This window comes from Phenylobacterium kunshanense (assembly GCF_003254525.1).
In the GTDB taxonomy this organism is placed as follows: Bacteria; Pseudomonadota; Alphaproteobacteria; order Caulobacterales; family Caulobacteraceae; genus Phenylobacterium; species Phenylobacterium kunshanense.
Window position 1 is genome coordinate 150851 of sequence record NZ_QFYS01000002.1, and the last position, 23748, is coordinate 174598.

Annotated in this window: 27 protein-coding genes; 13 read left to right on the top strand and 14 right to left on the bottom strand. The window is 69.7% G+C overall.

Annotation, left to right across the window (positions count from 1 at the left end):
• Positions 1 to 8: 8 nt before the first annotated feature.
• From fabB to DJ019_RS05030, 3 genes are read right to left on the bottom strand one after another with little or no spacing between them, the layout of a single operon-like run.
• The gene (fabB, locus tag DJ019_RS05020) at positions 9 to 1214 is read right to left on the bottom strand and encodes a beta-ketoacyl-ACP synthase I (protein WP_111274905.1); all 1206 of its coding nucleotides are present in this window, start codon (positions 1212 to 1214) and stop codon (positions 9 to 11) included.
• 31 nt (positions 1215 to 1245) lie between these two features.
• Complete coding sequence (gene fabA, locus DJ019_RS05025) at positions 1246 to 1773, bottom strand: 3-hydroxyacyl-[acyl-carrier-protein] dehydratase FabA (protein WP_111274906.1); 528 nt, start codon at positions 1771 to 1773, stop codon at positions 1246 to 1248.
• A 56-nt stretch (positions 1774 to 1829) separates the two neighbouring features.
• Complete coding sequence (locus tag DJ019_RS05030) at positions 1830 to 2327, bottom strand: SH3 domain-containing protein (protein WP_111274907.1); 498 nt, start codon at positions 2325 to 2327, stop codon at positions 1830 to 1832.
• A 119-nt stretch (positions 2328 to 2446) separates the two neighbouring features.
• Here DJ019_RS05030 and DJ019_RS05035 point away from each other — a divergent pair, with 119 nt between their 5' ends.
• Positions 2447 to 3433, top strand: coding sequence for a 2-hydroxyacid dehydrogenase (locus tag DJ019_RS05035; protein WP_111274908.1), 987 nt, complete (start codon positions 2447 to 2449; stop codon positions 3431 to 3433).
• Between the two features lie 73 nt (positions 3434 to 3506).
• Positions 3507 to 5516: an alpha/beta hydrolase family protein gene (locus DJ019_RS05040; protein WP_133255247.1), complete on the top strand. Its 2010-nt coding sequence runs from the start codon at positions 3507 to 3509 to the stop codon at positions 5514 to 5516.
• Positions 5517 to 5522: 6 nt separating this feature from the next.
• On the opposite strand, the gene DJ019_RS05045 is transcribed toward DJ019_RS05040, so the two are convergent.
• Complete coding sequence (locus DJ019_RS05045) at positions 5523 to 5942, bottom strand: bleomycin resistance protein (protein WP_111275475.1); 420 nt, start codon at positions 5940 to 5942, stop codon at positions 5523 to 5525.
• Positions 5939 to 6688 carry a HesA/MoeB/ThiF family protein gene (locus DJ019_RS05050; RefSeq protein ID WP_111274910.1) on the bottom strand — a complete coding sequence of 250 codons (750 nt, stop codon included), beginning with the start codon at positions 6686 to 6688 and terminating at the stop codon, positions 5939 to 5941. Before DJ019_RS05050 ends, DJ019_RS05045 begins: the two co-directional genes overlap by 4 nt.
• A gap of 53 nt (positions 6689 to 6741) precedes the next feature.
• On the opposite strand from DJ019_RS05050, the gene hslV reads away from it, so the two are divergent.
• Genes hslV through DJ019_RS05070 form a run of 4 tightly spaced genes read left to right on the top strand, consistent with a single transcriptional unit; the run spans position 6742 to position 10278 of the window.
• Complete coding sequence (gene hslV / locus DJ019_RS05055; protein WP_111274911.1) at positions 6742 to 7293, top strand: ATP-dependent protease subunit HslV; 552 nt, start codon at positions 6742 to 6744, stop codon at positions 7291 to 7293.
• Entirely contained in the window at positions 7280 to 8179 is a 900-nt protein-coding gene (locus DJ019_RS05060; RefSeq protein ID WP_111274912.1) for a DUF4440 domain-containing protein, read from the top strand. The genes hslV and DJ019_RS05060 overlap by 14 nt, the downstream gene beginning before the upstream one ends.
• A gap of 18 nt (positions 8180 to 8197) precedes the next feature.
• On the top strand, positions 8198 to 9502 hold the full coding sequence (hslU, locus tag DJ019_RS05065) for an ATP-dependent protease ATPase subunit HslU (protein ID WP_111274913.1): 1305 nt from the start codon (positions 8198 to 8200) through the stop codon (positions 9500 to 9502).
• Positions 9502 to 10278, top strand: coding sequence for a M48 family metallopeptidase (locus DJ019_RS05070; RefSeq protein WP_111274914.1), 777 nt, complete (start codon positions 9502 to 9504; stop codon positions 10276 to 10278). Before hslU ends, DJ019_RS05070 begins: the two co-directional genes overlap by 1 nt.
• Here the strand turns inward: DJ019_RS05070 and DJ019_RS05075 are convergent.
• Positions 10275 to 11417, bottom strand: coding sequence for a DmpA family aminopeptidase (locus DJ019_RS05075; RefSeq protein WP_111274915.1), 1143 nt, complete (start codon positions 11415 to 11417; stop codon positions 10275 to 10277). The two genes, DJ019_RS05070 and DJ019_RS05075, sit on opposite strands and share 4 nt — an antisense overlap.
• 11 nt (positions 11418 to 11428) lie before the next feature.
• Positions 11429 to 11965 carry a DUF2244 domain-containing protein gene (locus DJ019_RS05080; RefSeq protein WP_165843899.1) on the bottom strand — a complete coding sequence of 179 codons (537 nt, stop codon included), beginning with the start codon at positions 11963 to 11965 and terminating at the stop codon, positions 11429 to 11431.
• Positions 11966 to 12017: 52 nt separating this feature from the next.
• On the opposite strand from DJ019_RS05080, the gene DJ019_RS05085 reads away from it, so the two are divergent.
• Genes DJ019_RS05085 through nth form a run of 3 tightly spaced genes read left to right on the top strand, consistent with a single transcriptional unit; the run spans position 12018 to position 14045 of the window.
• Positions 12018 to 12584 carry a DJ-1/PfpI family protein gene (locus DJ019_RS05085; RefSeq protein ID WP_165843900.1) on the top strand — a complete coding sequence of 189 codons (567 nt, stop codon included), beginning with the start codon at positions 12018 to 12020 and terminating at the stop codon, positions 12582 to 12584.
• Positions 12581 to 13351, top strand: coding sequence for an SDR family NAD(P)-dependent oxidoreductase (locus DJ019_RS05090; RefSeq protein WP_240606377.1), 771 nt, complete (start codon positions 12581 to 12583; stop codon positions 13349 to 13351). The genes DJ019_RS05085 and DJ019_RS05090 overlap by 4 nt, the downstream gene beginning before the upstream one ends.
• Position 13352: 1 nt before the next feature.
• On the top strand, positions 13353 to 14045 hold the full coding sequence (nth, locus tag DJ019_RS05095; protein WP_111274918.1) for an endonuclease III: 693 nt from the start codon (positions 13353 to 13355) through the stop codon (positions 14043 to 14045).
• Positions 14046 to 14051: 6 nt separating this feature from the next.
• Here nth and dnaN read toward each other — a convergent pair whose 3' ends face one another.
• The 5 genes from dnaN to hrcA form a co-directional block, all read right to left on the bottom strand.
• Positions 14052 to 15170 carry a DNA polymerase III subunit beta gene (gene dnaN, locus DJ019_RS05100; protein ID WP_111274919.1) on the bottom strand — a complete coding sequence of 373 codons (1119 nt, stop codon included), beginning with the start codon at positions 15168 to 15170 and terminating at the stop codon, positions 14052 to 14054.
• A 187-nt stretch (positions 15171 to 15357) separates the two neighbouring features.
• A complete protein-coding gene (locus DJ019_RS05105) occupies positions 15358 to 16233 on the bottom strand; it encodes a nidogen-like domain-containing protein (protein ID WP_205854090.1) in 876 nt (291 codons plus the stop codon).
• A 194-nt stretch (positions 16234 to 16427) separates the two neighbouring features.
• Positions 16428 to 17186: a PEPxxWA-CTERM sorting domain-containing protein gene (locus DJ019_RS05110; RefSeq protein ID WP_165843901.1), complete on the bottom strand. Its 759-nt coding sequence runs from the start codon at positions 17184 to 17186 to the stop codon at positions 16428 to 16430.
• 166 nt (positions 17187 to 17352) lie between these two features.
• A complete protein-coding gene (gene grpE / locus DJ019_RS05115) occupies positions 17353 to 17961 on the bottom strand; it encodes a nucleotide exchange factor GrpE (protein WP_111274922.1) in 609 nt (202 codons plus the stop codon).
• Between the two features lie 17 nt (positions 17962 to 17978).
• Positions 17979 to 19076, bottom strand: coding sequence for a heat-inducible transcriptional repressor HrcA (gene hrcA, locus DJ019_RS05120; protein WP_111275477.1), 1098 nt, complete (start codon positions 19074 to 19076; stop codon positions 17979 to 17981).
• Between the two features lie 77 nt (positions 19077 to 19153).
• On the opposite strand from hrcA, the gene rph reads away from it, so the two are divergent.
• Together rph and DJ019_RS05130 are read left to right on the top strand one after the other, a co-directional pair.
• On the top strand, positions 19154 to 19870 hold the full coding sequence (rph, locus tag DJ019_RS05125; RefSeq protein ID WP_111274923.1) for a ribonuclease PH: 717 nt from the start codon (positions 19154 to 19156) through the stop codon (positions 19868 to 19870).
• A gap of 454 nt (positions 19871 to 20324) precedes the next feature.
• Positions 20325 to 20756: a PaaI family thioesterase gene (locus DJ019_RS05130; RefSeq protein ID WP_111274924.1), complete on the top strand. Its 432-nt coding sequence runs from the start codon at positions 20325 to 20327 to the stop codon at positions 20754 to 20756.
• On the opposite strand, the gene DJ019_RS05135 is transcribed toward DJ019_RS05130, so the two are convergent.
• The gene (locus tag DJ019_RS05135) at positions 20753 to 20989 is read right to left on the bottom strand and encodes a helix-turn-helix domain-containing protein (RefSeq protein WP_111274925.1); all 237 of its coding nucleotides are present in this window, start codon (positions 20987 to 20989) and stop codon (positions 20753 to 20755) included. The genes DJ019_RS05130 and DJ019_RS05135 overlap by 4 nt on opposite strands.
• Positions 20990 to 21008: 19 nt before the next feature.
• Positions 21009 to 21563 carry a DUF2975 domain-containing protein gene (locus DJ019_RS05140; protein ID WP_111274926.1) on the bottom strand — a complete coding sequence of 185 codons (555 nt, stop codon included), beginning with the start codon at positions 21561 to 21563 and terminating at the stop codon, positions 21009 to 21011.
• Positions 21564 to 21953: 390 nt separating this feature from the next.
• Between DJ019_RS05140 and rdgB the strand changes: the two genes are divergently transcribed.
• A complete protein-coding gene (gene rdgB, locus DJ019_RS05145) occupies positions 21954 to 22553 on the top strand; it encodes an RdgB/HAM1 family non-canonical purine NTP pyrophosphatase (protein WP_111274927.1) in 600 nt (199 codons plus the stop codon).
• Positions 22550 to 23710, top strand: coding sequence for a radical SAM family heme chaperone HemW (gene hemW, locus DJ019_RS05150; RefSeq protein WP_111274928.1), 1161 nt, complete (start codon positions 22550 to 22552; stop codon positions 23708 to 23710). The genes rdgB and hemW overlap by 4 nt, the downstream gene beginning before the upstream one ends.
• Positions 23711 to 23748 lie beyond the last annotated feature (38 nt).

Genomic DNA, 23748 nt, shown 5'->3' on the forward strand with positions numbered 1-23748 from the left:
CAGCGGGCTCAGACCCGCGCCATCACCAGAGTGCCGTTGGTGCCGCCGAAGCCGAAGCTGTTGCTCATCACCGTCTCGAGCTGCCGATCCACGCGCTGGCGCACGATCGGCATGTCGGCGAAGGCCGGGTCGAGGTTCTCGATGTGGGCGCTCTCGGCGACGAAGCCGTTGTTGAGCATCAGCAGCGAATAGATCGCCTCCTGCGCGCCGGCGGCGCCCAGGCTGTGGCCGGTCAGGGACTTGGTGGACGAGATCAGCGGCGCCTTGTCGCCGAACACGGCGCGGACGGCCTCCATCTCCTTCAGGTCGCCGACCGGCGTGCCGGTGCCGTGCGGGTTGAGGTAGTCGATGGCCCGGCCCTCGGGGTTGGCCAGGCGCATGCAGCGCGCGGCGCCCTCGCCAGAGGGGGCGACCATGTCGAAGCCGTCGGAGTTGGCGGCATAGCCGACGATCTCGCCATAGATCTTGGCCCCGCGGGCCTTGGCGCGCTCGTACTCCTCCAGCACCACGATCCCGGCGCCGCCGGCGATGACGAAGCCGTCGCGGTCCACGTCATAGGCGCGGCTGGCGACTTCCGGCCTGTCGTTGAACTTGCTGCTCATGGCGCCCATGGCGTCGAACAGGACGCTGAGGGTCCAGTCCAGCTCCTCGGTTCCGCCGGCGAAGACCACGTCCTGCTTGCCCATCAGGATCTGCTCATAGCCGACGCCGATGCAGTGGGCCGAGGTGGCGCAGGCCGAGCTGATCGAGAAGTTCAGGCCGCGGATCTTGAACCAGGTGGCGAGCGTGGCCGACGGGCCCGAGCTCATCGCCTTGGGCACGGCGAACGGGCCGACGCGCTTGGGGCCGCGCTCCTTGGCGGTCTGGGCCGCCTCGATGATGCTGCGGGTGGAGGGACCGCCCGAGCCGACGATCAGGCCGGTCTTCTCATGGCTGACCTCGCCCTCCTCGAGCCCGGAGTCGGCGATCGCCTGCTCCATGGCGATGTGGCTGAAGCCCGTGCCCTGGGCGAGGAACCGCGCGGCGCGGCGATCGACCATCGCCTCCCAGTCGATGCGCGGCGGGGCGTGAACCTGGCAGCGGAAGCCGAGCTCAGCGTACTCCGGCGCCGCGGTGACGCCCGACTTCGCCTCGCGCAGGGCGGCGAGCACCTCGTTGGTGTTGTTGCCGATGGACGAGACGATGCCCATCCCGGTGACCACGACGCGACGCATCAGTCGCACTCCTCCGAACGCTTGCCGGCCTTCACGCCTGGCCTTCTGGTTTGAACAGGCCGACGCGCAGGTCCTTGGCCTCATAGATGGGCTTGCCGTCAGCCAGGAGAACCGCGTCGCCGATGCCCATGACCAGGCGGCGCAGGATCACCCGCTTCATCTCGATCTTGTAGGTCACCTTCTTGATGTCGGGGGTGACCTCGCCGAAGAACCGCACCTCGCCGGCGCCCAGGGCGCGGCCGCGGCCCGGCGCGCCGCTCCAGCCGAGGAAGAAGCCGACCAGCTGCCACATGGCGTCCAGGCCCAGGCAGCCGGGCATGACGGGGTCGTTGATGAAGTGGCAGGCGAAGAACCAGAGGTCCGGATTGATGTCGAGCTCCGCCTCGATGTAGCCCTTGCCGTGCTCGCCGCCGGTCGAGTTGATCTCGATGATGCGGTCGAACATCAGCATCGGCGGCGCGGGGAGCTGGGCGTTGCCCGGGCCGAACATCTCGCCGCGCGAGCAGGCCAGCAGCTCTTCGTAGCTGTAGCTGGAGGGCCGGTTCGCCACGTCGTTCATCTGGGAAACCTCGAAATCAGAGAGGGGCCGGCCCTACCACACGCCTGTGCGGAGCCTCAACGACATTGCACCGTCTCGGTCGTGCCCCAAAGCGTTCCCTCGCGCACCCAGCCCGACGTGCGGTCGGTCTTCACCCGGCACCAGCCCTTCTCGCAGCGGACCAGCGAGGCCAGCGCGCGGCTGTTCAGATAGGCGATCGTCTCGGCGCCAGCCTTGGGCTTTCGGTAAAGCGGCGCTGGCCGGTTCCGGGTGTTGATCACCGAGCGGCGGCCGTCGGTCACGCGCTTGTGCACCCAGGCGAGGCCCCCATCCGGGTCGCACACCCGCCGCCACTCCGCGGTCTCGGCGACCACCTGCACCGGCAGGCCCCGCGCCGAATAGACCCACAGCAGGCGGTGGTCGTCGCCCGGGCCGGCGCGGGCGTTCACCTTGCCGAACTTGAGCGTGACGTAGCGGGGCACCGGGTAGCCCGACGGCGTCACGCGGCCCACGTCGGCTGCCGCGGCCGTGGCCGCCACGGTTCCGATCACGAGCGCCGCCAGCGCCGGCGCCATGCGCCTCCTTAACCTCAAGCCGTCAGCCTCGCCTTGGCCGTGCCGGGCCCCTTTGCTAAGGGATTGGCACAACGACGCGCCAGAAGCGGCGCGGGAAACGTCCCTTTTTCCGTAGGCCCATGCCCGCCCGCAAGCCGAAAGTCATCGTCACCCGCAGACTGCCGGATCAGGTCGAGACCCGGATGCGCGAGCTGTTCGATACCGAACTCAACGTCACCGACGAGCCGTTCACCCGCAAACAGCTCGTGGAGGCGGTGGGCCGCTGCGACGTGCTAGCCTCGACGATCACCGACAAGATCGACGCCTCGCTGATCGAGAAGGCGGGCGAGCGGCTGAAGCTCATCGCCAACTTCGGCGCGGGGGTCGACCACATCGACGTCGCCGCCGCCAACGCCCGCGGGATCATGGTGACGAATACGCCCGGCGTGCTCACCGAGGACACCGCCGACCTGACCATGACCCTGCTGATGGCCACGCTTCGGCGGGTCATAGAGGGGGCCAATGCGGTGCAGGCCGGCGAGTTCACCGGCTGGGCGCCGACATGGATGCTGGGCCGGCGGATCACCGGCAAGCGGCTGGGGATCATCGGCATGGGCCGGATCGGCACCGCCGTCGCCCGGCGCGCCCGCGCCTTCGGCCTGCAGATCCACTACCACAACCGCAAGCCGGTCAGCTCTCGCGTCGCCGAGGAGCTGGAGGCGACGTACTGGGACAGCCTGGACCAGATGCTGGCGCGGATGGACATCATCTCGGTCCACTCGCCGCATACGCCGGCCACCTACCACCTGCTCTCGGCTCGGCGCCTGAAGCTGATGCCGCCGCACGCTGTGCTGATCAACACGGCCCGGGGCGAGATCATCGACGAACAGGCCCTGGCCGACCTCCTCGCCGAGGGCAAGCTGGCCGGCGCGGGCCTCGACGTCTTCGAGCACGAACCCCGGATCAATCCGAAGCTCCTGAAGCAGCCCAACGCGGTGCTGTTGCCTCACATGGGCTCCGCCACGGTCGAGGCGCGGGTCGACATGGGCGAGAAGGTGATCATCAACATCAAGACCTGGATGGACGGACATCGCCCGCCCGACCGCGTCCTGCCACAGATGCTCTAGCGGCGGCGCATTGACGGCCACGGCTCGGAATCGCAACGTCGCCTGAAGTAACCGCGGGTTCGGGGCGCCCAGGATGTTGACTCGTCGCTCGATGCTGGCGGCCGGCGCCGCAGCGCCGGCGATGACGCCCAGCGTGCTCCGCGCGGCGACCGAAGGCCCCAGGCCGCCGACGATCGACGAACTGCTGGCCGAGCCGCACCTGCGTGACGCGGCGATCTCGCCCGACGGCGAGCAGCTCGCGATCCTGCGGACCCAGCCGGGCGGCGATGGCAAAACCACCGCCTACGTCACGCTGTCGCGGATGGCCGATCTTTCGGCGCCCCCCGCCGTCGTCAAGCTGGGCGAGCAGAAGGCCCAGCAGGTCGAGTGGGCCAACAACGAGCGCCTGCTGATCTGGATCACCTTCGACGCGGACGACCGGGGCCGGCCCTATGGCGTCGTCTTCTACGGGACCTTCGTGCCGATCCCGGTTCGGCGGGTCGTGTCGGTCGACCTCGAGGGCAAGAACCCGGTGGTCATGTTCTCGGGAACGCCGGCGGTGCTCCGGCGCGGGTTTGACGCCTCGCGGGTCGTCGACTTCGTGAAGGACGATCCGCGCCACATCCTCATGCAGGCCTGGAACGAGAGCCGCGGCGCGTACGCGCTCTACAGGGTCGACGTCTACACGGGTGAAGCCGAACTGGTGGAGCAGGGCGCGCCGGCGACCGACTACTGGCTCACCCAGGACGGCGTGGCCATGTTGCGGGTCGACACCAACGCCCGGGGGACGGTGGGCTGGATCTACGGCCGCGCGCCCGGCGAGAAGGACTGGAAGCTGGTCCGCCGGTCGCGGTTCAACGAGCTGAAGAAGTTCCCCGACTTCGATGTCGTCGGGCCGACCCCACGGGCGGGCGTGTTCCTCGTCTGCCAGCGGCCGGAGGGGCGGGACACCCGGGTTATTCGTACGTTCGACCTGGCCACCCTGGAGTTCGGCGAGGTGGTGGCCGAGCGGCCGGACCGCGACCTGGAGGGAGCGTTCGTGGACGAATCCCAGCGGCTCGTGGCCAGCGCCTACTGGGACGACCGGCTGAACTACCACTTCGCCGACCCGGCGCTCGCGCCGCACTTCCGGGCCGTGAACGCCGCGCTGAAGAACGCCTGCAACGTCCAACTCTACGACATCGACACGGATCACCGGAGGCTGCTGTTCCGGACCACCGGGCCGCAGGAGCCGGGGGCTTTCGTCGTCTACGACCGCGAGCGCAAGGCCCTGGAGTATGTGGGCCACGCCAAGCCCTGGCTCTCGCCAGACCGGCTGGCCCGGACCGAGGCCTTGCGGGTGAAGACGCGCGACGGCGCCGAGATCACGGCCTATCTGACTACGCCCGTCGGCGCCGGCGGCGGCCCGCTGCCGATGGTGGTCATGCCCCACGGGGGTCCTGAGCTGCGCGACACGCTCGACTGGGACACCAGCGCCCAGGCGCTGGCGGCCAGGGGCTGGCTGGTGCTGCAACCCAATTTCCGCGGCTCGGGCGGTTATGGCCAGGCCTTCGCCGACCAGGGCCGCCGGCAGTGGGGCGATCGGATGCAGGCCGACATCGAGGACGCCGTCGACCACGTCGTCACCGCCGGACGCGCCGATGCGAAACGCCTGGCCATCTTCGGCGCCAGCTTCGGCGGCTACTCGGCCCTGATGGGCGCCGTGCGCCGGCCGCAGGCATACAAGGCGGTGGTGTCGGTGGCCGGCGACGCCGACCTCCTGGAAACGCTGGCGTTCTCCCGCCGTGAGGATGGGGCGGACTCCCCCGCCTACGCCTACTGGCGCGGCTCCATCGGCGACCCGAAGGCCGACGAAGCAATGCTGGTGCGCGCCTCCCCCGCCCGCCGCGCGGCCGAGATCGCGGCGCCGGTCCTGCTGATCCACGGCACGGATGACCGGATTGTCGACCCGAGACAGTCCCGCCTGATGGCCAAGGCGCTCAAGACGGCCGGGAAAGGCTGCGAGCTGGTGGAGCTGAACGGCGAGGGCCACAACAACTGGGATGCGGCCACCTGGAAGACGGTGCTGGAAAAGGCGACCGCCTTCATCGGCGAGCGGATCTGAGGCGAACTACGTCGGGGGACGTTCGCCCAGGTCCTGGAATAAGCGGAGGAGGTAGCCGTCAGGGTCCGCAACGACGAACTGGCGGTTTCCCTTCTCCACGGAGCCGGCGCGGTACCAGCGGGTCTCGAGCCCAACGATGACTTCGGCGCCGGCGATGACCGCGCGACCATGGAGCGCTTCCACGTCGGCGCAGGCGATCTGCAGATTGACCCCCCGGCCAAACGGCCGCTCCAGGGGCGCGGTCCGGAAGCGGCGACCGGGGCCGTCCGCTTCCTCCAGCATCAGCTCGGCTTGGCCGCGTTCCAGGTAGGCGAAGCGCTCCTCTGGGCGCTCGTATCGGACAGCGAAGCCGAGCGTTCCCACATAGAACCGCAGGCTGTCGGCCAGGTCGGACACGTCCAGCTCGGGTACGACAGCGGCGGTCACGGCGCACCGCCGCTCCCGCACACCGGGCACTCCGGATCGCCGGCCACGCGGACCGTCCGAGTCTCGGCGGCCAGGGCGTCGTAGACGAGGAGGCGGCCGGCCAGCGGCTCTCCCGCTCCCGTTATGGTCTTGATCGCCTCGAGGGCCATCATCGAGCCGATGACCCCCGCGAGCGCGCCCACCACGCCCACCGCCACGCAGGTCTCGGCGTCGGGCGGGGTCTCGGGCACGAGGCAGCGGTAGCAGGGCTGGCGCCCGAAGACGCCCACCTGGCCGGTCCAGCGGCCGATGGCGCCCGAAACCAGGGGCTTGCCGTGGCGCACGCAGGCCTCGTTGACGCAGAAGCGGACTCCGAAGTCGTCGGTGCCGTCCAGCACCAGGTCGACCCCCTCCACCAGCCGGTCGGCGCTTTCCGCGTCGAAGGCCCCATGGAAGCCGGCGACGAAGACATGGGGGTTTAGGGCGGCCAGGCGGTCGGCGGCGGCCTCGACCTTCGGCCGGCCGAGGTCTTCATCGGCGTAGATCACCTGCCGCTGGAGGTTTGAACGGTCGACCTCGTCCGGGTCGGCCATCACGATCGTGCCGATGCCCGCCGCGGCAAGATAGAGCGCCGCGGGCGAGCCCAGCCCGCCAGCGCCGACGATCAGCACGCTGGCTGCCTTCAGCTTCTGCTGGCCGGGGCCGCCGACCTCGCGGAGCACCAGATGGCGGGCGTACCGCTCGATCTCTTCGTCGGTGAAAGTCATGGTCTCGTCGTGGCGTACTTGACCCGAGGGAGCGTGCTGCTCACATCGCGCCGATGTCGAATACCTCAACCTTCCCCGATTGGCACGGAACCACGATCCTGGCCGTGCGCAAGGACGGCCGCACGGTGATCGCCGGCGACGGCCAGGTCTCCATGGGCCAGACCATCGTCAAGGGCGCCGCCAAGAAGGTGCGCAAGCTGGCCGGCGGGCGGGTGATCGCGGGCTTCGCCGGCTCCACGGCCGACGCCTTCACCCTGCTCGAGCGCCTCGAGGCCAAGCTGGAGCAGTATCCCGAACAGCTCGCCCGCGCCTGCGTCGACCTGGCCAAGGACTGGCGGACCGACCGCTACCTGCGGCGGCTGGAGGCCATGCTGATCGTGGCGGACAAGGACAGCATCTTCACGGTCACCGGCGCCGGCGACGTGCTGGAGCCCGAGCACCGGGTCGCAGCCATAGGCTCTGGCGGCAACTACGCCCTGGCCGCGGCCCGTGCGCTGGTGGACGTCGACGGCCTCGACGCCGAGACCATCGCCCGCAAGGCCATGGCGATCGCCGCGGAGATCTGTGTCTACACCAACGGAAACCTGACCGTTGAAACGCTCTAGGTCTGGCGCCGCCCTGATAGCCGCCCTGCTGGTCAGCTCCTCGCCGGCCGTCGCCGCCGAGATCGACCCCGCGCCGGTGGTCGCCGCGGAGCGCGCGTTCGCGGCCGACGGGCTGGAGCTGGGCGTACAGGCGAGCTTCCTGAAACATTCCGCGCCGGACGGCATCGTCTTCGCGCCCGAGCCGGTGCTGGCGCACGCGGTCTATGGCGAGCCCCGGCCCAAGGGCGCGCCGCTGGTGTGGTGGCCGCTGTGGGCGGGGATCGCCCGGTCCGGCGACCTGGGGTTCACGACCGGGCCCTACACCTTCGGCGGCGAGCCGCGGGGGTACTACTTCACCGTCTGGACGAGGCGGGCCGACGGGTCGTGGAAGTGGGTGTTCGACGGCGGCGCGCCGAGCGACTCCACCGGGGCGCCGCCCAAGGATTCCCCGGTCGCCTACGCGCGGCTTTCCACGCGGGTGGCAGGCTCGCCCGCCAAGGCGATGGCGGAGGTGGCCGCCGCCGAAGCGGCGCTGCACGCCTCGGCCCGCAACGACGTGAAGTCCGCGTTTCTGGACGTCCTCGCCGAGGACGGGCGCGTGGTGGGCTCGAAGGCCCGGCCGCCGGCCGGCCGCGCCGAGCTGGAGACCGAACTCGGCCGGCGGTCATCCTCGATCACCTATGGCCCTCTCGGCGGATCGGCGTCGAGCGCCGGCGACATGGCCTGGACCTATGGAGTCGCCCGCTGGACCGAGGCCGAGGGCGAACGTCGCGGGCACTACGTCCGGATCTGGCGGAACGACGCCGTCGGCTGGCGCCTGCTGTTCGACGAGCTGCTGCCCGGCCCGCCGCTGAAGACGCCGCCCGTCGCTCCCCAGGCGCCGGCAGGGGTGTCAGGCGCGGGCTGATCCCCTATCTAGCGGGCCATGACCGAGTTTTCCCCCCGCGAGATCGTCTCAGAGCTCGACCGCTACATCGTCGGCCACGCCGAGGCCAAGCGCGCGGTGGCCGTGGCCTTGCGCAACCGCTGGCGGCGGCGGCGCGTGGCGGACGACCTGCGCGACGAGGTGACGCCGAAGAACATCCTGATGATCGGGCCGACCGGCGTCGGAAAGACCGAGATCGCCCGGCGGCTCGCCAAGCTGGCCCAGGCGCCGTTCCTGAAGGTGGAAGCCACCAAGTTCACCGAGGTGGGCTATGTGGGCCGCGACGTGGACCAGATCGTCCGTGACCTGGTCGAAAGCGCCATCGCCATGGTGCGCGAGAAGCGCCGCGCCGGCGTGCGCGCTCGGGCCGAAGCGGCGGCCGAGGAGCGGATTCTCGACGCGCTGACGGGACCCGGTTCGACGGCCGCGCGCGAGAGCTTCCGCAAGAAGCTGCGCGCCGGGGAACTGGACGACAAGGAGGTCGAACTACAGCTCGCCGACACGGCCTCGCCGCTCGGGATGATGGACATCCCCGGCCAGCCGGGCCCCTCGATGGGTATGCTCAACATCGGCGAGATGTTCGGCAAGGCGTTCGGGGGGCGGACCAAGACGCACAAGACCACGGTGTCGGGCGCCTGGGCGCCGCTGATCGCCGAGGAGAGCGACAAGCTGGTGGATCAGGAGGCCCTGACCACCGAGGCGCTGGAGCTGGCCGAGAACCAGGGCATCGTCTTCCTCGACGAGATCGACAAGGTGGCCAGCCGCTCAGAGCGCCAGGGCGCCGATGTCTCCCGCGAAGGCGTGCAGCGCGACCTGCTGCCGCTGATCGAGGGCACGACCGTCTCCACGAAGCATGGTCCGGTAAAGACCGACCACATCCTCTTCATCGCCTCGGGCGCGTTCCACGTGGCCAAGCCGTCCGACCTGCTGCCCGAGCTGCAGGGCCGCCTGCCGATCCGCGTGGAACTGCAGGCCCTGAGCCGCGACGACATGCGCCGGATCCTGACCGAGCCCGAGGCGAACCTCATCCGGCAACACCAGGCGCTGCTCGCGACCGAGGGCCTGACCGTCACCTTCACCGACGACGCCGTCGATGCGCTGGCCGACGCGGCTGTGGCGGTGAACGGCTCGGTGGAGAACATCGGGGCGCGCCGCCTGCAGACCGTGCTGGAGAAGGTGATGGAGGAGATCAGCTTCACCGCCGCCGACCGCACGGGCGAGACCATCGTGATCGACGCGGCCTACGTCACCAGCCGGATCGGCGACCTGGCGAAGAACGCCGACCTGTCGAAGTTCATCCTCTGATGTGCTGCCGCTGCGCGCTTTCGCGGCGCTGGGTGCTGGCCGGTATCGGCGCGGCGGCCCTGGCGGGCTGCAGCGAGAACGCCGCCACCGGGCGCAAGCAATTCGTGGTGGTCGACGATGGCCAGCTCGCCGGCATGGCCGACCAGGCCTGGAACGAGGTGCTGTCCAAGGTGAAGCCGGTGGCCGACCCCGCGGCGCATGCGCGGCTGGCGCGGATCGGCGCGCCCCTGGTGAAGGCCTCGGGCCGCACCGACCTCGACTGGTCGTTCACGGTGCTGGATAGCCCGGAGCTGAACGCCTTCGTCCTGCCGAATGGGCGGGTGGGCTTCTTCCGCGGCCTGCTGGAATTGGCGAAGAGCGACGACGAGGTCGCCTCGGTGCTGGGCCACGAGGTCGGCCACGTCCTGGCGCGCCACGCGGCAGAGCGGATGAGCCAGGAGATCGCGGCCCAGGCGGGCGTCGCCATCGCCCAGATGCTGATCTCCGACCAGGCGGGCGAGTACACCGACGAGATCGGCGCCGCGCTCGGGATGGGGGCCGTCTACGGCGTGATCCTGCCCTACTCGCGCAAGCACGAGCTGGAGGCCGACCGCGTGGGCGTGGACCTGATGCGCAAGGCCGGCCTCGATCCGTCGGCGGCGGTGCGGTTCTGGGAGCGGATGGTGGCCCGCGGCGCCGAGGCTCAGCGACCCCCGGAAGTGATCTCGACGCATCCGGCCGATGAGCGGCGGCTGGCCGAGCTGAAGGCGGCGGTAGCGGGCGCCCCCGCCGTCTAGCGCTTCCGCAGCAGGGCCGGATCGAGCGCCTCGCCCTTTACAGGCCGGCCGTCGAGGTCGCGGCTTTCGATCGTGCGGGCCTTGAGCAGCGAATTGTAGATCGCCTCCTCCGTGGCGTCGGCTACCGCGACGAAGAGGGGCGAGGTGTCGTCGTTGGCGACCTCCTCGACCTTGGCTACGCCCAGGCGGCGGGCAGGCGTGCGACGCACCGAGGCGGATGTGGAGAAGGCGATGGCGTAGTCGCCCGACCCGTTGGTGAAGGCCGAGCCCGTTCGCGCGAGGCCTGCGAAGCTGCGCCGCGCCAGCCGTGTCAGGGCCCGGTCGCCCAGCGGCGCGTCGGTGGCGATGACGATCATGATCGAACCGTCGGCCACCGAGGGGCTCGACGCCGCGGCGGGTGCGTATTCCCGCAGGTAGAAGCGGCCCGTACGGCGGCCGACGGGGTCCCCGTCGATCACCAGCGAGCCGCCGTAGTTGCTCTGGACCAGGACGCCCACCGTGTAGCCGCCCAGCTTCGCCGGCAGGACGCGCGAGCTGGTGCCGATGCCGCCCTTGAGGTCGAAGGCCATGGTCCCGGTTCCGGCGCCGACGGCGCCCTCCGCCACTGGGCCCGCCTTGGCCTCGCGCAGCGCCGTCAGGACGTCGGCCTCGGTGATGACGCGCTTGCGGATGTTGTTCAGGTAGCCGTCGTTGGTCTCGCCCACCACGGCGTTCACCGACCGCACCTTGTCATTGCCCGGCTGGGCCAGGGTCCAGGTGACGAGGGCGTCGGCGGCCCGCCAGACCGAGAGGGTGTTGGTGAGCACGATGGGGGTCTCGATCTCGCCCAGCTCGACGATCTGGCTGATCCCGGTCAGCTTGCCGAAGCCGTTGGCGATAGCGAGGCCGGCCGGGACCTTGTCCTGGAAGACGTTGCCGCCGTGCGGGAGGATGGCGGTGACGCCGGTCCGGACATCCTCGCCCTCTATCCGTGTGACGTGTCCCACCAGCACCCCGGAGACGTCGGTGATGGCGTTGTGCGGGCCCGTCGCCAGGACGCCGGGTGCGATGCCGAGGTCGCGGGCCCGCGGACGCTCGGCGGCGGTCGTCCCGCTGACGGCCAGGGTGGCCAGCGCCATAGCCAGCATCAACGCACGCATGGAATGTCCTTTCAGTCGCGGTGCCGCCGGGCGCGCCAGATGGCCTCCTCCAGCGCGCGGCCGAACTCGCGCCGCTCTCCGGGGCTGAGGCTGGCCGCCACGGGCGTCCCGCGGCCCGACAGCGCGAGGCCCAGGGCCATGACCCGGTCCTCCTCGTCATGCTCGCGGGTGATGCGGGTGAAGGCGGTCGGGCTCTCCCAGACCAGCCGCACGGCGCCCCCGGCCTCGTGGGTCACTTTCACGTGGCTGGGGCTGACCTGCACGCGCTCGACCATCTGGCCGGACCGGTAGTTGGCCATGAACGCCACGACCACCGCCAACACATCGATGCCCATGAAGATCGGAACCAGGAACGCGCCCTGCGACAGGAACACCAGGGCGGCCGCCACATTGGCCGCCGTCACCACGGCGATCAGGATCATGAAGCCGCGCCGCGAAAGCGAGCGGTTCGGGCGGATCTCGGCGTCCATGAAGAGGGGCGCGGCGGGCATGGGGCGGACACTACGCCGGCCGGGCGCCAAGTCCACCGTCGCGGAACTGGCGCTCACCTCAAAGGTCTCCCGCGCCCCAGATTTCGGCGCGACAGCAAGGAGACCTGCCATGAAGATCGCCATGGTCGCGTACGACGGGTTCACCGACGTCGACCTCTTCCTGCCCTGGGACCTGTTCTACCGGGTCAAGGACCCAACCTATGCCGCCTACGAAGGGGCATGGGACGTGCGCATCTGCGCCGACACGCCCCGGATCACGTCGTACTCCGGCCTCGCCATAGACCGGCACGAGCCGCTGGAGTGGGCGCAGGGGGCGGATGCGGTGTTCGTGGTCTCAGGCGTCGGCAGCCGGCGGAAGATCAGGGACCCGGCATTCCTGGCGGCCCTGCGGCTCGATCCCGCCCGGCAGATGGTCGCCGCAATCGACTCCGGCGCGCTGGTGCTGGCGGCGCTGGGCCTGCTTGAAGGGCTCAGCGCAACCACCTATCCCAGCATCTTCGCCGAACTGGAGGCGATGGGCGTGCGCACCGAGCGGCGGCCCCTGGTGATCCACGGCAATGTCGCCACCGGCGGCGGCTGCCTGGCCTGCCAGGACCTGGCGGCCTGGATCGTGGGACGGCTCGTCGGTCCGCAGGCGGCGACGCAGATCGTGGATTCCGTGGCGAAGGTGGAATGATGACCGAACGTTGGGCGGAGGGCCGCATCGCCCTGGTGACGGGGGCCACCTCGGGCTTCGGCGAGGCCATGACCCGGCGGCTGGTCGCCGGCGGGGCCAAGGTGATCGCCACCGGCCGGCGGGCCGACCGGCTTCGGGCGCTGGCCGCCGATCTGGGCGAACAGGTGCTGACCCGGGAGCTGGACGTCCGTTCGGCGGCCTCCATCGACGCCCTGCTGCCCAGCCTTCCCGCCGAGTTCGCGGCGATCGACGTACTCTACAACAACGCCGGCCTGGCCCTGGGCCTGGGCAAGGCGCACGAGGCGAACCTCGACGACTGGACGACGATGATCGACACGAACGTCACCGGCCTCGTCCGCATCACCCGGGCGGTGCTGCCGGGCATGGTCGCCCGTAACCGCGGCGACGTGATGAACATCTCGTCGGTGGCGGCGACCTACCCCTATCCGGGCGGCAATGTTTACGGGGCGACCAAGGCCTTCGTGCGCCAGTTCTCCCTGAACCTGCGCGCCGACCTGCTGGGCACGAAAGTGCGGGTCACGTCGATCGAGCCGGGCATGGCCGAGACGGAGTTCTCGGTGGTCCGCTTCAAGGGGGACGAGGGCGCGGCCGGAAAGGTCTATCAGGGCGTCCACGCCATGAGCGCCGACGACGTGGCCCTGGTGTGCGAGCAGGTGTTGCGCCTGCCGGCCCACATCAACGTGAACACCCTGGAGCTGATGCCGGTGCAGCAGGCCTTCTCGCCCTTCGCCGTGGACCGCGGCTGACGTGGCCAGGCCCGCACCGAAGACGAAGCGGCCCGCTCCGAAGAAGCTGAAGCCCGCGGAACAGGCCCGGATCGCCGAGCTGTTCGAGCGGTTCCAGGCCCAGGAGTCGGACCCGCGCACCGAGCTGGACTATTCCAGCCCCTACACCCTGGTCGTGGCGGTGGCGCTGTCGGCCCAGGCGACGGACGTGTCGGTCAACAAGGCCACGGCGAAGCTTTTCGCGGTCGCCGACACCCCGCAGAAGATGCTGGCGCTGGGCGAGGAGGGGCTGAAGCCGTTCATCTCCTCGATCGGCCTCTTCAACACCAAGGCCAAGAACGTCATCCGCACGGCCCAGATCCTGGTGGACGAGTACGGCGGCGAGGTCCCGCTGGAGCGGGAGAAGCTGCAGGCCCTGCCGGGGGTCGGCCGCAAGACCGCCTCGGTGGTGCTGAACGAGCTCAGGATCGAGCCGGCCATCGCGGTCGACACCCACGTCTTCCGGGTCTCGCACCGGCTGGGGCTGGCGACCGGCAAGACGCCCGACGCGGTCGAGGCCGAACTGATGGCCGTCGTGCCCGAGCCGTACCTGACGCGGGCGCACCACTGGCTGATCCTGCACGGGCGCTACGTCTGCGTCGCCCGGCGGCCCAAGTGCGAGGACTGCCCCGTGGCGGACCTCTGCCCGTCACGGCATCTGTTCGTCGGATCCTGAGCGGGATCAGACCCGCAGCGGCATCAGGATGTACTGGACGTCGGCGTCCGCCGGGTCGAGCACCAGGGCCGGGTCGTTCGGGCCGCCGAACCGCAGTTCGGCAGTGCCGCCCGAGATCTGGTCGGTGATGTCCAGCAGGTAGCGGGCGTTGAACGACAGCTCGAAGGGCTCGCCGTCGTAGTCGATCTCGAGCTCTTCCACCGCCTGGCCAGCTTCCATGTTGCGGACCGTCAGGACGACCCGCCCGGATTCGATGGCCATCCGAACCGACCGGCTCTTCTCGGCCGAGATGGTGGCGACGCGGTCCACCGCCTGGGCGAACAGCTTGGCGTCGACCATCACCGTACGGTTGTTGTCCTTGGGGATGACGCGCCCGTAGTCGGGGAAGTTGCCGTCGATGACCTTGGAGGTCAGGGCCGCGCCGTTCAGCTCCATGCGGATCTTCTGCGGGCTGATCTGCAGGTCGACGGTCTCGCCCGCGTCCTCCAGCAGGCGGCGGGCCTCGCCGATGGTCTTGCGGGGCACGATGACGCCGGGCGCGCCGGCCGCGCCCTCCGGGGCCGGCATGTCGGCCAGGGCCAGGCGGGAGCCGTCGGTGGCCACCGCGCGCAGACGGGCCTGGCCGTCCACGATGATCGTGTGGAGGTAGAGGCCGTTCAGGTAGTAGCGGGTCTCCTCCGCCGAGATGGCGAAGCGGGTCTTGTCGATCAGCCGGATCAGGTCGTTCACGTCGACGGCCATCGAGCCGGCGAAACCCTCGGACGACATCACCGGGAAGTCGCCGGCCGGCAGCACCGGCAGGTTGAAGCGCGACCTGCCGGCGGCGACGGTCAGGCGCGGATCCTCGCCCGTGAAGCTGAGCGAGACGTCGGCGCCCTCGGGCAGCTTGCGGACGATCTCGTACAGGGTGTGCGCTGGGGCGGTGATCTGTCCGGGCTGGTCCACCTGGGCCACGGCCTCGTCGACGATCTCCATGTCGAGGTCGGTGGCGGAGAAGGTCAGCCGGTCGCGGTCGGCCGACAGCAGCACGTTCGACAGGATCGGGATCGTGTTGCGGCGCTCCACCGCGCTCTGCACGTGTCCCAGCGCGCGAAGCAGCGCGGCGCGTTCAATCGTCAGCTTCATATCGGTCCCGGCTCGCCAATCGCGCGCCGTCGGCGAATCACCCGAGCCGGCGCACGCCCCGAAGGGAGGGGACTTGCGACATTAGCGAATTCCTAAGGGTGTGGAAGCCCGACGGGGCCTCACCCACAGGCAAAACGCCCCGTGGCTGACCACGGGGCGCCTTGCGGCTCATTCCGGCTCGATCGCCCTAGGCGAGGGCGAGGGTCCGGCGGCGACGCAGCACGGTTCCGGCGGCGCCGAAGCCCATGATCATCATCGCCCAGGTCGCGGGCTCGGGGATGGCGCCCGGATCGCCCGGATCGACCACGCCGTTCCGGACCGTGAACCGGTACTGCCCGAGGACGCCGGTGTTGGTGCCCGCCACAAGGGCGTTGGGCCCGCCGTCCAGAAGCGCGCCGTTCACCAGCGAACCCGGCAGTTGGTAGTAGGTGCCCGCGAGACCCGTCCCGTTGGAGAAGCCCGCCGCGGCGGACACGCCGCCCAGGCCGCCCGCGCCGCCGCTGGCGTCACCCGTCTCCCATTCGATGGTGTCGTAGTGGAAGTAGATGTCGAAATCGCCGATCCCGATGTCCGAGCGGTCGGTCAGGATGAGCTGGAAGGTGTTCAGCTTGTCGGTGTGGGCGCCATAGTAGCCCACGTCACGCCAGGACACGCCGAAAGCGTCGCGGCCGGCGTAGGTGCCCGTACCGAACGCGGTCAGGCCGCTGCCGGCGCCGCGGGTGTCAACATCGGCGAAGAAGGGGGCGATGATCGGCTGGCCCACATAGCCGGCGCCCAGGCCGTACGGGGTGTACGTGCCCATGTTGTCGCTGAACGTGATGTTGCCGTTGTTGTTGACGTAGAAGCTCGAATAGGTGGTCCCGAAGAAGTTCATCGCGAACCCAGGAGCCACCGCCGGGCCATAGGACCCGTCGTCATTGGCCGGGATCGTGGTGGAATCGAAGCCGGCGGCCACCGGACCAGCGATAGCGGCGGTGGCCCCAAGCGCCATGGGCGCAGCGAGTGCGAGCGCCAGGACCGCCCCAGTGGCGCGCCCCCGGCGAGTGAGTTGAACCTTAGTCATTCCAGCCTCCACGAATGCCATTCGGCGCGAAGGCTAGGCCGACCCGAAGAGACCCGATTGACCGGGGTCAAGGTTACTCGCCTGTAAGGAGTCGCTCCCACTCAAATTGTGGACTTCGGCGCAGGCCGGCGGGCAAAAAGAAACGTCCCGCGGTCGCCCGCGGGACGCTGCTATCTGTCGTTGCGCAGTCTGGATCAGGCGACCGAGACAGCCGGGCGGCGGCGCAGGGCAGCGCCGGCGGAGCCGAAACCGAGGATCATAAGGGCCCACGTCCCCGGCTCGGGGATCGCGCCCGTCTGGTCGCGGAGCGTGGCCGTGACCTTGATGTTGTCGATGCCCCAGCTCTCGTCAGCGCCGCCCTGCCAGCCGGTCCCACCGGCTCTGATGCCTAGGGTGAAGGTCGACGCAGTGTGGGCGAAGGTCAGCCCGCTGGCGCCGGACATGTCGACGATGCGGTCGCTGTAGCCGTTGTAGACGAAGTTCCCTGGGCCAAACGTCTGGGTCCCGCCGGCGAAATCGTTGGTCGTCCCGGACGTGTTCGCCGCCGTAAGCTGCCCCCAGAGCACGCCATCGAGGTAGATCTCGAGGTAGTCGGGCGAAACGCCGGCCCCACCGTTGGTGCTGTCCCACGAGTCGATGAACATCAGGTGGAAGTCGACATCCAACGCGGTGTGACTGGGCAGGTTCGACAACGTGAAGGTGGTCATCTGCGGGGCGGGGCCGCCGCCGTAGTTGTTGCCGGTGTCGTTGTAGAGGAAGCTGCCGGTGACTCCGCCGTAGTTCGTCACGCCGAAACCGCCGATCGCTTGCGGCCCCGCGACGGCCGCGGTCACGCCCGCCGCCGTGGACGAGGTGTCGAAATCGTTCTGGTACACCACGGTGGTCGAGGCGATCGCCGATCCCGCCGCCGCCGCTAGCCCCAGCGCGGCGATCGTTCCAACAAGCTTCTTCATGGTCCTGTTTCCTCTCCGATCGAGCGCAGGGCGCCCTTCACCAGGCGGGACAGTTCGCCAGTGTAACCATACCTTCAATTCGACTCCCCGGCGGCGGGAGCGGGGTGCAACCCCAGGCTCATCGACCTCCGGTATTTGGCGGATAGCGCTCCGGTTGATCGGAGGTTCAGGCGCGGGTGTCGACCGACCCGCCGGCGTCGCCCTCCTCGCCTGCGGCATAGGGATTGCCGGCGCCTTCCGCCTTCGGCGCGGCGCCTGTCTCCTTGGCCGCCACCACCACCGTGGCCGGGCGCACGAGGCGGCCCAGGAGCTCGTAGCCGGGCTGCATCAGCTGCAGAACCGCGCCAGGCGGCACAGCGCCCTCCGCCGGCTGTTCGGACATCGCCTGGTGCTGGTGCGGATCGAACTTGTCGCCCGGCTTCGGCGCGATTTTCTTCAGGCCATTCCGCTCGAAGGCGGACTGCAGCTCCTTCTCGGTCATCTGCACGCCGACGACGAAGTTCTTCACGACGCTGTCGGCGTGGTCCGCCGGCGCATGGGCGGTGGCCATGGCCAGGTAGTCAGCGGCGGCCAGCAGGTCCTTGGCGAACTTCTGGATCGCGTAGGCGCGGGCGTCATTGGCCTCGCGCTCGGCCCGGCGGCGCGTGTTCTCCATGTCGGCGGCGTAGCGGAGCACCTGCTCCTTCAGCGCCTGGACCTCCGCCAGCAGGGCGGGGACGTCGGCGTCGCTGCCGTCGGCCGGCGCGCCGTCAACGGGCGTGTTCTCTTCGGACATGTCTTCTCAGTGACCCTTTACGCGTTCATCACCTGGCCAAGCACGCGGGCGGTATAGTCCACCAACGGGATGACCCGGGCATAGTTCAGTCGGGCGGGCCCGATCACGCCGATCGCGCCGACCACCCGCTGCGAGCCCGACATATAGGGCGCCGCGATCACAGCGGAACCCGAAAGGGAAAAGAGCCGCGTCTCGGCGCCGATGAAGATGCGCACGCCCTGGCCGTCGCGGACGCCATCGAGCAGCTGGATCAGCTGTTCCTTCTGCTCCAAGTCCTCGAACAGCGAGCGGACGCGTTCCAGGTCCTCCAGCGCCTCGCGGTCTTCCAGCAGGTTGGCGCGGCCGCGGACGATGAGGGCGCGGTCCTCGGCGTCGCCGCCACTCCAGGCGGCCAGGCCGTCCTCCACGAGGCGCGCGGCGGTGGTGTCGAGCTCCCGGCGAGCGCGGTCCAGCTCGACCCGCAGGTCAGCCTTGGCCTCGGCGAAGGTGCGGCCCCGCATGCGGGCGTTGAGGAAATTCGACGCCTCCTGCAGCGCCGACGGCGTCACCCCCTGCGGCAGGCGGATCAGCCGGTTTTCCACCGAGCCGTCGTCCAGAACGACGATCGCCAGAGTCCGGTCGCCGGACAGGGGCACGAATTCCACATGCGACACCCCCGCGTCGCGCATCGGGCTGACCACCACGCCCGCGCCTCCGGCCAGGCCCGACAGGATGGCCGAGGCTTCGTTCAGCGCGTCCTCGTAGTTGCGGCCGTGGGCCAGCAACCGGGTCTCGATGCTGCGCCGCTCGTCGTCGCCGACGTCGCCCACCTCCATCAACCCATCGACGAACAGCCGCAGGCCCGCGTGGGTCGGCAGGCGTCCGGCGCTCACGTGCGGCGCGCCCAGCAGGCCGAGCTGCGTCAGGTCCTGCATGGTGTTGCGGATCGAGGCGGGGGATAGCGAGAGGCCGCCTTTCGAGAGCGTGCGTGAACCGACGGGCTCGCCGGTCTCGAGATAGCTCTCCACGATACGGCGGAAGATCTCCCGCGCGCGGGTGTCCATATCAGCGAGCGTCGGCCCGCGGGAGAGGAATGGCGATGGCACGGCGTGCGGCTGGTGTCTCTCGGCGCCCATGGACTGGACCTTCGTCATCTAGGATAAGCGCGACCTTCGTCGGCGCAAGGCGCCCAGACCGTCAGAGAGCTCCACCGATGCGCCCGTCCGAACGCGCCCCCGACCTGCTTCGTCCCGTCACCCTGGAAACCGGCGTCACCCGGTACGCCGAAGGCTCGTGCCTGGCGACCTTCGGTCACACCAAGGTGCTGGTGACCGCCAGCGTGGAGGAAGGGGTCCCCGGGTTCCTGCGCGGGAAGGGCCAGGGCTGGGTCACGGCCGAGTACGGGATGCTGCCCCGGGCCACCCACACCCGCGGGCGGCGCGAGGCGGCCCAGGGCAAGCAGTCGGGCCGCACCCAGGAGATCCAGCGCCTCATCGGCCGTTCGATGCGGGCGATCATCGACCTGAAGGCGCTGGGCGAGCGGCAGATCACGCTGGACTGCGACGTGCTGCAGGCCGACGGCGGAACGCGCACGGCCTCGATCACCGGCGCCTGGGTCGCCCTGCGGCTGGCGACGCAGTACCTGCGGGACGAGGGCGTGATCGCGACCGACCCGATCCTGGATCAGGTAGCGGCGATCAGCTGCGGAATCTTCGCGGGCACGCCGGTCCTCGACCTCGACTACGAGGAGGACTCCAATGCCGAAGCCGACGCCAACTTCGTGCTGACGGGCTCGGGCGACATCGTCGAGGTGCAGGCCACCGGCGAGAAGCGCGGCTTCAGCCAGGCTGAGTTCGAGGCGCTGTTCTCGCTGGCCCGCAAGGGCATCGGCGAGCTCTGCGTGATGCAGAGGGCGGCGACCGGCGGCTAAGCCGCCGGCGAGAGCGCGTCAGGCGAAAGTGGATGCCGGTTTCGCCGCGTGACGCGCTCTTACGAAGAGACCGAGCCAGCTTGTCGGGTTCAGATGTTTCCATCTGAACCCGGCAGGCTCTCGGCCCGGGTTCCGTCTCTTAGAAGAAGACGCCGAAGCGCATGGCTTGCGGCGGAACGCGTTCGAGCTCGCGGGCGAGCGGGGCGAACAGCGCATCGAGGAACCGTTCGATCAGGGCGATCATTGGCTTCACTCCATGTTGCAGTGCAACGTGGAAGCGCAGATAGGCTCCACCGAGGCGCAGTTCAAGTAATTCTCACATCAGTGAATTGATCTGCGCCGCAATGCCGCATGAGTGTTGTTGCGACGCAACATGACGCGACGGCCGCCTGCGGCAACCCTAGGTTTGGCTGAGCCAGCATTCGTGCCAGTCTGGTCACGGGGGAGGACGCGCATGCCGCAGACGACCAACAATACCAGCGTCGAGAGGCTGAATCTCGCGAACGACGGGAAGCTGCCCGGCCACATCGGCCTGCGGGTGACCGAGGTGGACGACGGTCGCGTGGTGGGACGCTTCATCGTTCGGCCCGACCTCGTGGCGCATACCGGCTACCTGCTGGCCGGCACGGTGCTGTCGGTCGCCGACATCCTCTGCGCCTATGGCGTCTCGACCGCGTGGCCGGAAGGCGCCAGCGGCTTCACCACCGCCGAGGTGAAGTGCAACTTCACCGGCACCCTGCGCGAAGGTGAGGCGGTTTGCACCGCCACCCTGCTGCACGGCGGACGCACCACCCAGGTCTGGGACGCCAGGGTCGAGGATGCGGCGACGGGAAAGCTGATGGCGGCCTTCCGCTGCACCCAGGTGATCCTCTACCCGCGCGGCTAGTCCTCGTCGTCGATCGGGGCGTCGTCCGGGCCGGGTTCGTAGACGAGGAGGTCGCCCGGCTGGCAGTCGAGCTCGCGGCAGAGCGCCGACAGGGTCGAGAAGCGGACCGCGCGCGCCTTGCCGGTCTTCAGGATAGAGAGATTGGCGATGGTCACGCCGACGCGGTCGGCGAGTTCGGTCAGCGACATGCGGCGTTCCAGGAGGACGCGGTCGAGGCTTACGCGGATGGGCATCGGGTCTGTCCGGGCCTCTTCAGATCGTCAGTTCGGCTTCGCGCCGCAGTCGCGCGCCTTCGCGGAACACCTCCGCGAGCACGAAGACCACGAGGACCGAGAACCAGGCGGTCAGGCTCAGCGACGGCTGGATGCGGTCCACGCCCGAAAAGGCCCAGGCGCTGATCGCCCAGAAGGCGTAGCGGCCCAGCTCCAGACCCGCGAGCATCAGGCCGATCAGGCGCAGGCGCGCCACGTTGTCCGGATGGAAGGGGTCGCCGATGGTCAGGGTCGTAAAGATGCGGCGCAGGGATCCGACGATCACCAGAATGCCGCCAACGTAGAGACCCAGGCCCAGGAGTCCGCCGGCCACCGAGGGGCCGTTTTCCAGCAGCTCGCGGATCGAGCTGTTGCGCTCGGCCTCGCCAGGATCGGAGCCGGTGAGGCCGCCGAGCAGGTCGGGATTGTAGCTGAGGAGGAGCGCCGCGAGCGTGAGCAGGGCGACGATGCCGAGGCCGATCCATAGGGCGGCGAAGACCACATCGAGGATGATCTTCAGGAAACTCGATACGGAACCCGGACCCAAGGCGCGCATGCCTGACTGCTCCCCGCTTCGTCTGGATCCGCCCGGCGGCCGGCGTTTCAGCCGAGGGCCGGGGCGGATCGGACGATCCCCATGACTTGCGTTTGAAGTCTTAGAGGAAGGCGGCGCGGGCGGCGATGCTCAGGATCGGCGTAGCGGCCAGGACGAGCACCAGGCTCATGGCGGTGCGGTCGACGAAGGACATGACGTTGGCGAACATTTCTAGGCTCCGGTTTTGTGCTGCGCTGCAGCATCTGTGTGGGTGAAGCTCTGTGCTTCGATGTGATTATCGATACGCCCACATCGATTTTCGATCACGTGAATATCGAGTAACGATATTAAACTTTCGCAATGCAACAGTCCGCGCCCGGCGCTAGGGTCCGCCTCCCAAAGGAGACGCAGATGGCGCTGAAGCTGGAGCCGGGGACCCGTCTGGTGGTCGCCACCCACAACCCGGGCAAGGCGCGCGAGCTGGCCGAAATCCTCGATGGACGGTTCGAACTGGTCGCGGCCGGCGAACTCGGCCTGCCCGAGCCGGACGAGACTGAGATGACCTTCAGCGGCAATGCGCTGCTCAAGGCGCGCGCCGCGGCGGACGCCTCGGGGCTGATCGCCCTGGCCGACGATTCCGGGCTCTCGGTCGCGGCTCTGGACGGCGCGCCCGGCATCTACTCCGCCCGTTGGGCCGGGCCGGAGAAGGACTTCGCCATGGCCATGCGCAAGGTCGAGGAGCGGCTGGAGGAGGCGGGCGCCGAGGATCGCGCGGCCTGGTTCACCTCGGCCCTGGCCGTCGCCTGGCCAAACGGGCCGGCGGTGGTGGTCGAGGGACGGGTGGACGGGACGCTGACTTTCCCCCCGCGTGGTGACAGGGGCTTCGGCTACGACCCGATCTTCGTTCCCGAGGGCGAGACCCTGACGTTCGGCGAAATGGACCCGGCGGTGAAGGACGGCATGAGCCACCGCGCCCGGGCCTTCGTGAAGCTGAAGGCCGCCCTGTTGTGAGCGGCGGACCGCCGCTTGGAGTCTATATCCACTGGCCCTACTGCGCGCGCATCTGCCCCTACTGCGACTTCAACGTCTTCCGCGCACGGGGCCGCGAGACCGAAGCGGCTGAACTGGCCCGCGCCATCCTCGCCGACCTGGAGGCGCAGCGGGTGCTGACCGGCCCCCGCGAGCTGGTCTCGGTCTTCTTCGGCGGCGGCACGCCGTCGCTGATGGATCCGGCCTGGGTGGCGGCGATCGTGGCGGCCGCCCGAAGCTTCTGGACGCCGGCTCCGAATGTGGAGGTCAGCCTCGAGGCGAATCCCACTGACGCCGAGGCCGACCGTTTCACCGCGCTCGCCGCGGCCGGCGTCGATCGACTGTCGCTCGGCCTGCAGTCCCTGGATGACGCCGCGCTGGCGTTCCTGGGCCGAAACCATGACGCGGCGGAGGGGCGACGGGCGGCGGAAGCCGCGGCCCGGGCCTTTCCCCGGCTGTCCGTCGACCTGATCTATGCGCTGCCGGACCAGACGCCGGCCGCCTGGGCCGAGGAACTCCGGGCCGCGGTCGCGCTGGGCGCCGAGCACATCTCGCCCTACCAGCTCACGATCGAGGAAGGCACGGCCTTCGACCGCGCCGTGCGGAGGGGTCGGTTCATCCCTCCGGCTGACGAGCCTGCGGCCGAGCTCTACGAGACGACCCAGGCAGTCCTGAAGGCCGAAGGGTTCGAGGCCTACGAGGTGTCCAACCACGCCCGCGGCCTTGCCGCGCGTTCGCGCCACAACCTCGTCTACTGGCAAGGCCTGGACTATGTGGGCGCCGGCCCGGGGGCGCATGGCCGGCTCACCCTCGAGGGCCAGCGGACGGCGACCCGCGCCGAAGACCGACCCGCCGACTACATCTGCACCGTCGGCGCGACCGGGGTGGGGTTCGCCGAGCGTGAGCCCCTCGGGCCCGTCGAAGCCGCCGAGGAGCGCCTGCTCAGCGGCCTCAGGATCGGCGAGGGCGTGGGCTTCGGCGAGGTGGAGGTCCTTGGCCTTGCGCCCGAACACCCGGAGGTGCGCCACCTGGTCGATCTCGGCCTGCTGGCGGACGACCGCTCTCGGCTGCGCGCCACCGCCGCGGGTCGGCGGGTGCTGGACAGCCTGACCGCAGCGCTGGCGACCGCGGCCCGCTGACGCCTGCCCTTGCCATTCGCCCCCGGACCGGCGAACCC

Bases quoted from the DNA above. Each gene is read 5' to 3' on its own strand.
- DJ019_RS05135 (WP_111274925.1), bottom strand. From the start codon at position 20,989: ATGCCCATCCGCGTAAGCCTCGACCGCGTCCTCCTGGAACGCCGCATG.
- fabB (WP_111274905.1), bottom strand. From the start codon at position 1,214: ATGCGTCGCGTCGTGGTCACCGGGATGGGCATCGTCTCGTCCATCGGC.
- DJ019_RS05140 (WP_111274926.1), bottom strand. From the start codon at position 21,563: ATGCGCGCCTTGGGTCCGGGTTCCGTATCGAGTTTCCTGAAGATCATC.
- DJ019_RS05035 (WP_111274908.1), top strand. From the start codon at position 2,447: ATGCCCGCCCGCAAGCCGAAAGTCATCGTCACCCGCAGACTGCCGGAT.
- DJ019_RS05070 (WP_111274914.1), top strand. From the start codon at position 9,502: ATGTGCTGCCGCTGCGCGCTTTCGCGGCGCTGGGTGCTGGCCGGTATC.
- DJ019_RS05085 (WP_165843900.1), top strand. From the start codon at position 12,018: ATGAAGATCGCCATGGTCGCGTACGACGGGTTCACCGACGTCGACCTC.
- rph (WP_111274923.1), top strand. From the start codon at position 19,154: ATGCGCCCGTCCGAACGCGCCCCCGACCTGCTTCGTCCCGTCACCCTG.
- grpE (WP_111274922.1), bottom strand. From the start codon at position 17,961: ATGTCCGAAGAGAACACGCCCGTTGACGGCGCGCCGGCCGACGGCAGC.
- dnaN (WP_111274919.1), bottom strand. From the start codon at position 15,170: ATGAAGCTGACGATTGAACGCGCCGCGCTGCTTCGCGCGCTGGGACAC.
- DJ019_RS05090 (WP_240606377.1), top strand. From the start codon at position 12,581: ATGATGACCGAACGTTGGGCGGAGGGCCGCATCGCCCTGGTGACGGGG.
- DJ019_RS05050 (WP_111274910.1), bottom strand. From the start codon at position 6,688: ATGACTTTCACCGACGAAGAGATCGAGCGGTACGCCCGCCATCTGGTG.
- DJ019_RS05130 (WP_111274924.1), top strand. From the start codon at position 20,325: ATGCCGCAGACGACCAACAATACCAGCGTCGAGAGGCTGAATCTCGCG.
- fabA (WP_111274906.1), bottom strand. From the start codon at position 1,773: ATGAACGACGTGGCGAACCGGCCCTCCAGCTACAGCTACGAAGAGCTG.
- DJ019_RS05105 (WP_205854090.1), bottom strand. From the start codon at position 16,233: ATGACTAAGGTTCAACTCACTCGCCGGGGGCGCGCCACTGGGGCGGTC.
- hslU (WP_111274913.1), top strand. From the start codon at position 8,198: ATGACCGAGTTTTCCCCCCGCGAGATCGTCTCAGAGCTCGACCGCTAC.
- DJ019_RS05075 (WP_111274915.1), bottom strand. From the start codon at position 11,417: ATGCGTGCGTTGATGCTGGCTATGGCGCTGGCCACCCTGGCCGTCAGC.
- hrcA (WP_111275477.1), bottom strand. From the start codon at position 19,076: ATGGGCGCCGAGAGACACCAGCCGCACGCCGTGCCATCGCCATTCCTC.
- DJ019_RS05030 (WP_111274907.1), bottom strand. From the start codon at position 2,327: ATGGCGCCGGCGCTGGCGGCGCTCGTGATCGGAACCGTGGCGGCCACG.
- DJ019_RS05110 (WP_165843901.1), bottom strand. From the start codon at position 17,186: ATGAAGAAGCTTGTTGGAACGATCGCCGCGCTGGGGCTAGCGGCGGCG.
- hslV (WP_111274911.1), top strand. From the start codon at position 6,742: ATGTCGAATACCTCAACCTTCCCCGATTGGCACGGAACCACGATCCTG.
- rdgB (WP_111274927.1), top strand. From the start codon at position 21,954: ATGGCGCTGAAGCTGGAGCCGGGGACCCGTCTGGTGGTCGCCACCCAC.
- DJ019_RS05040 (WP_133255247.1), top strand. From the start codon at position 3,507: ATGTTGACTCGTCGCTCGATGCTGGCGGCCGGCGCCGCAGCGCCGGCG.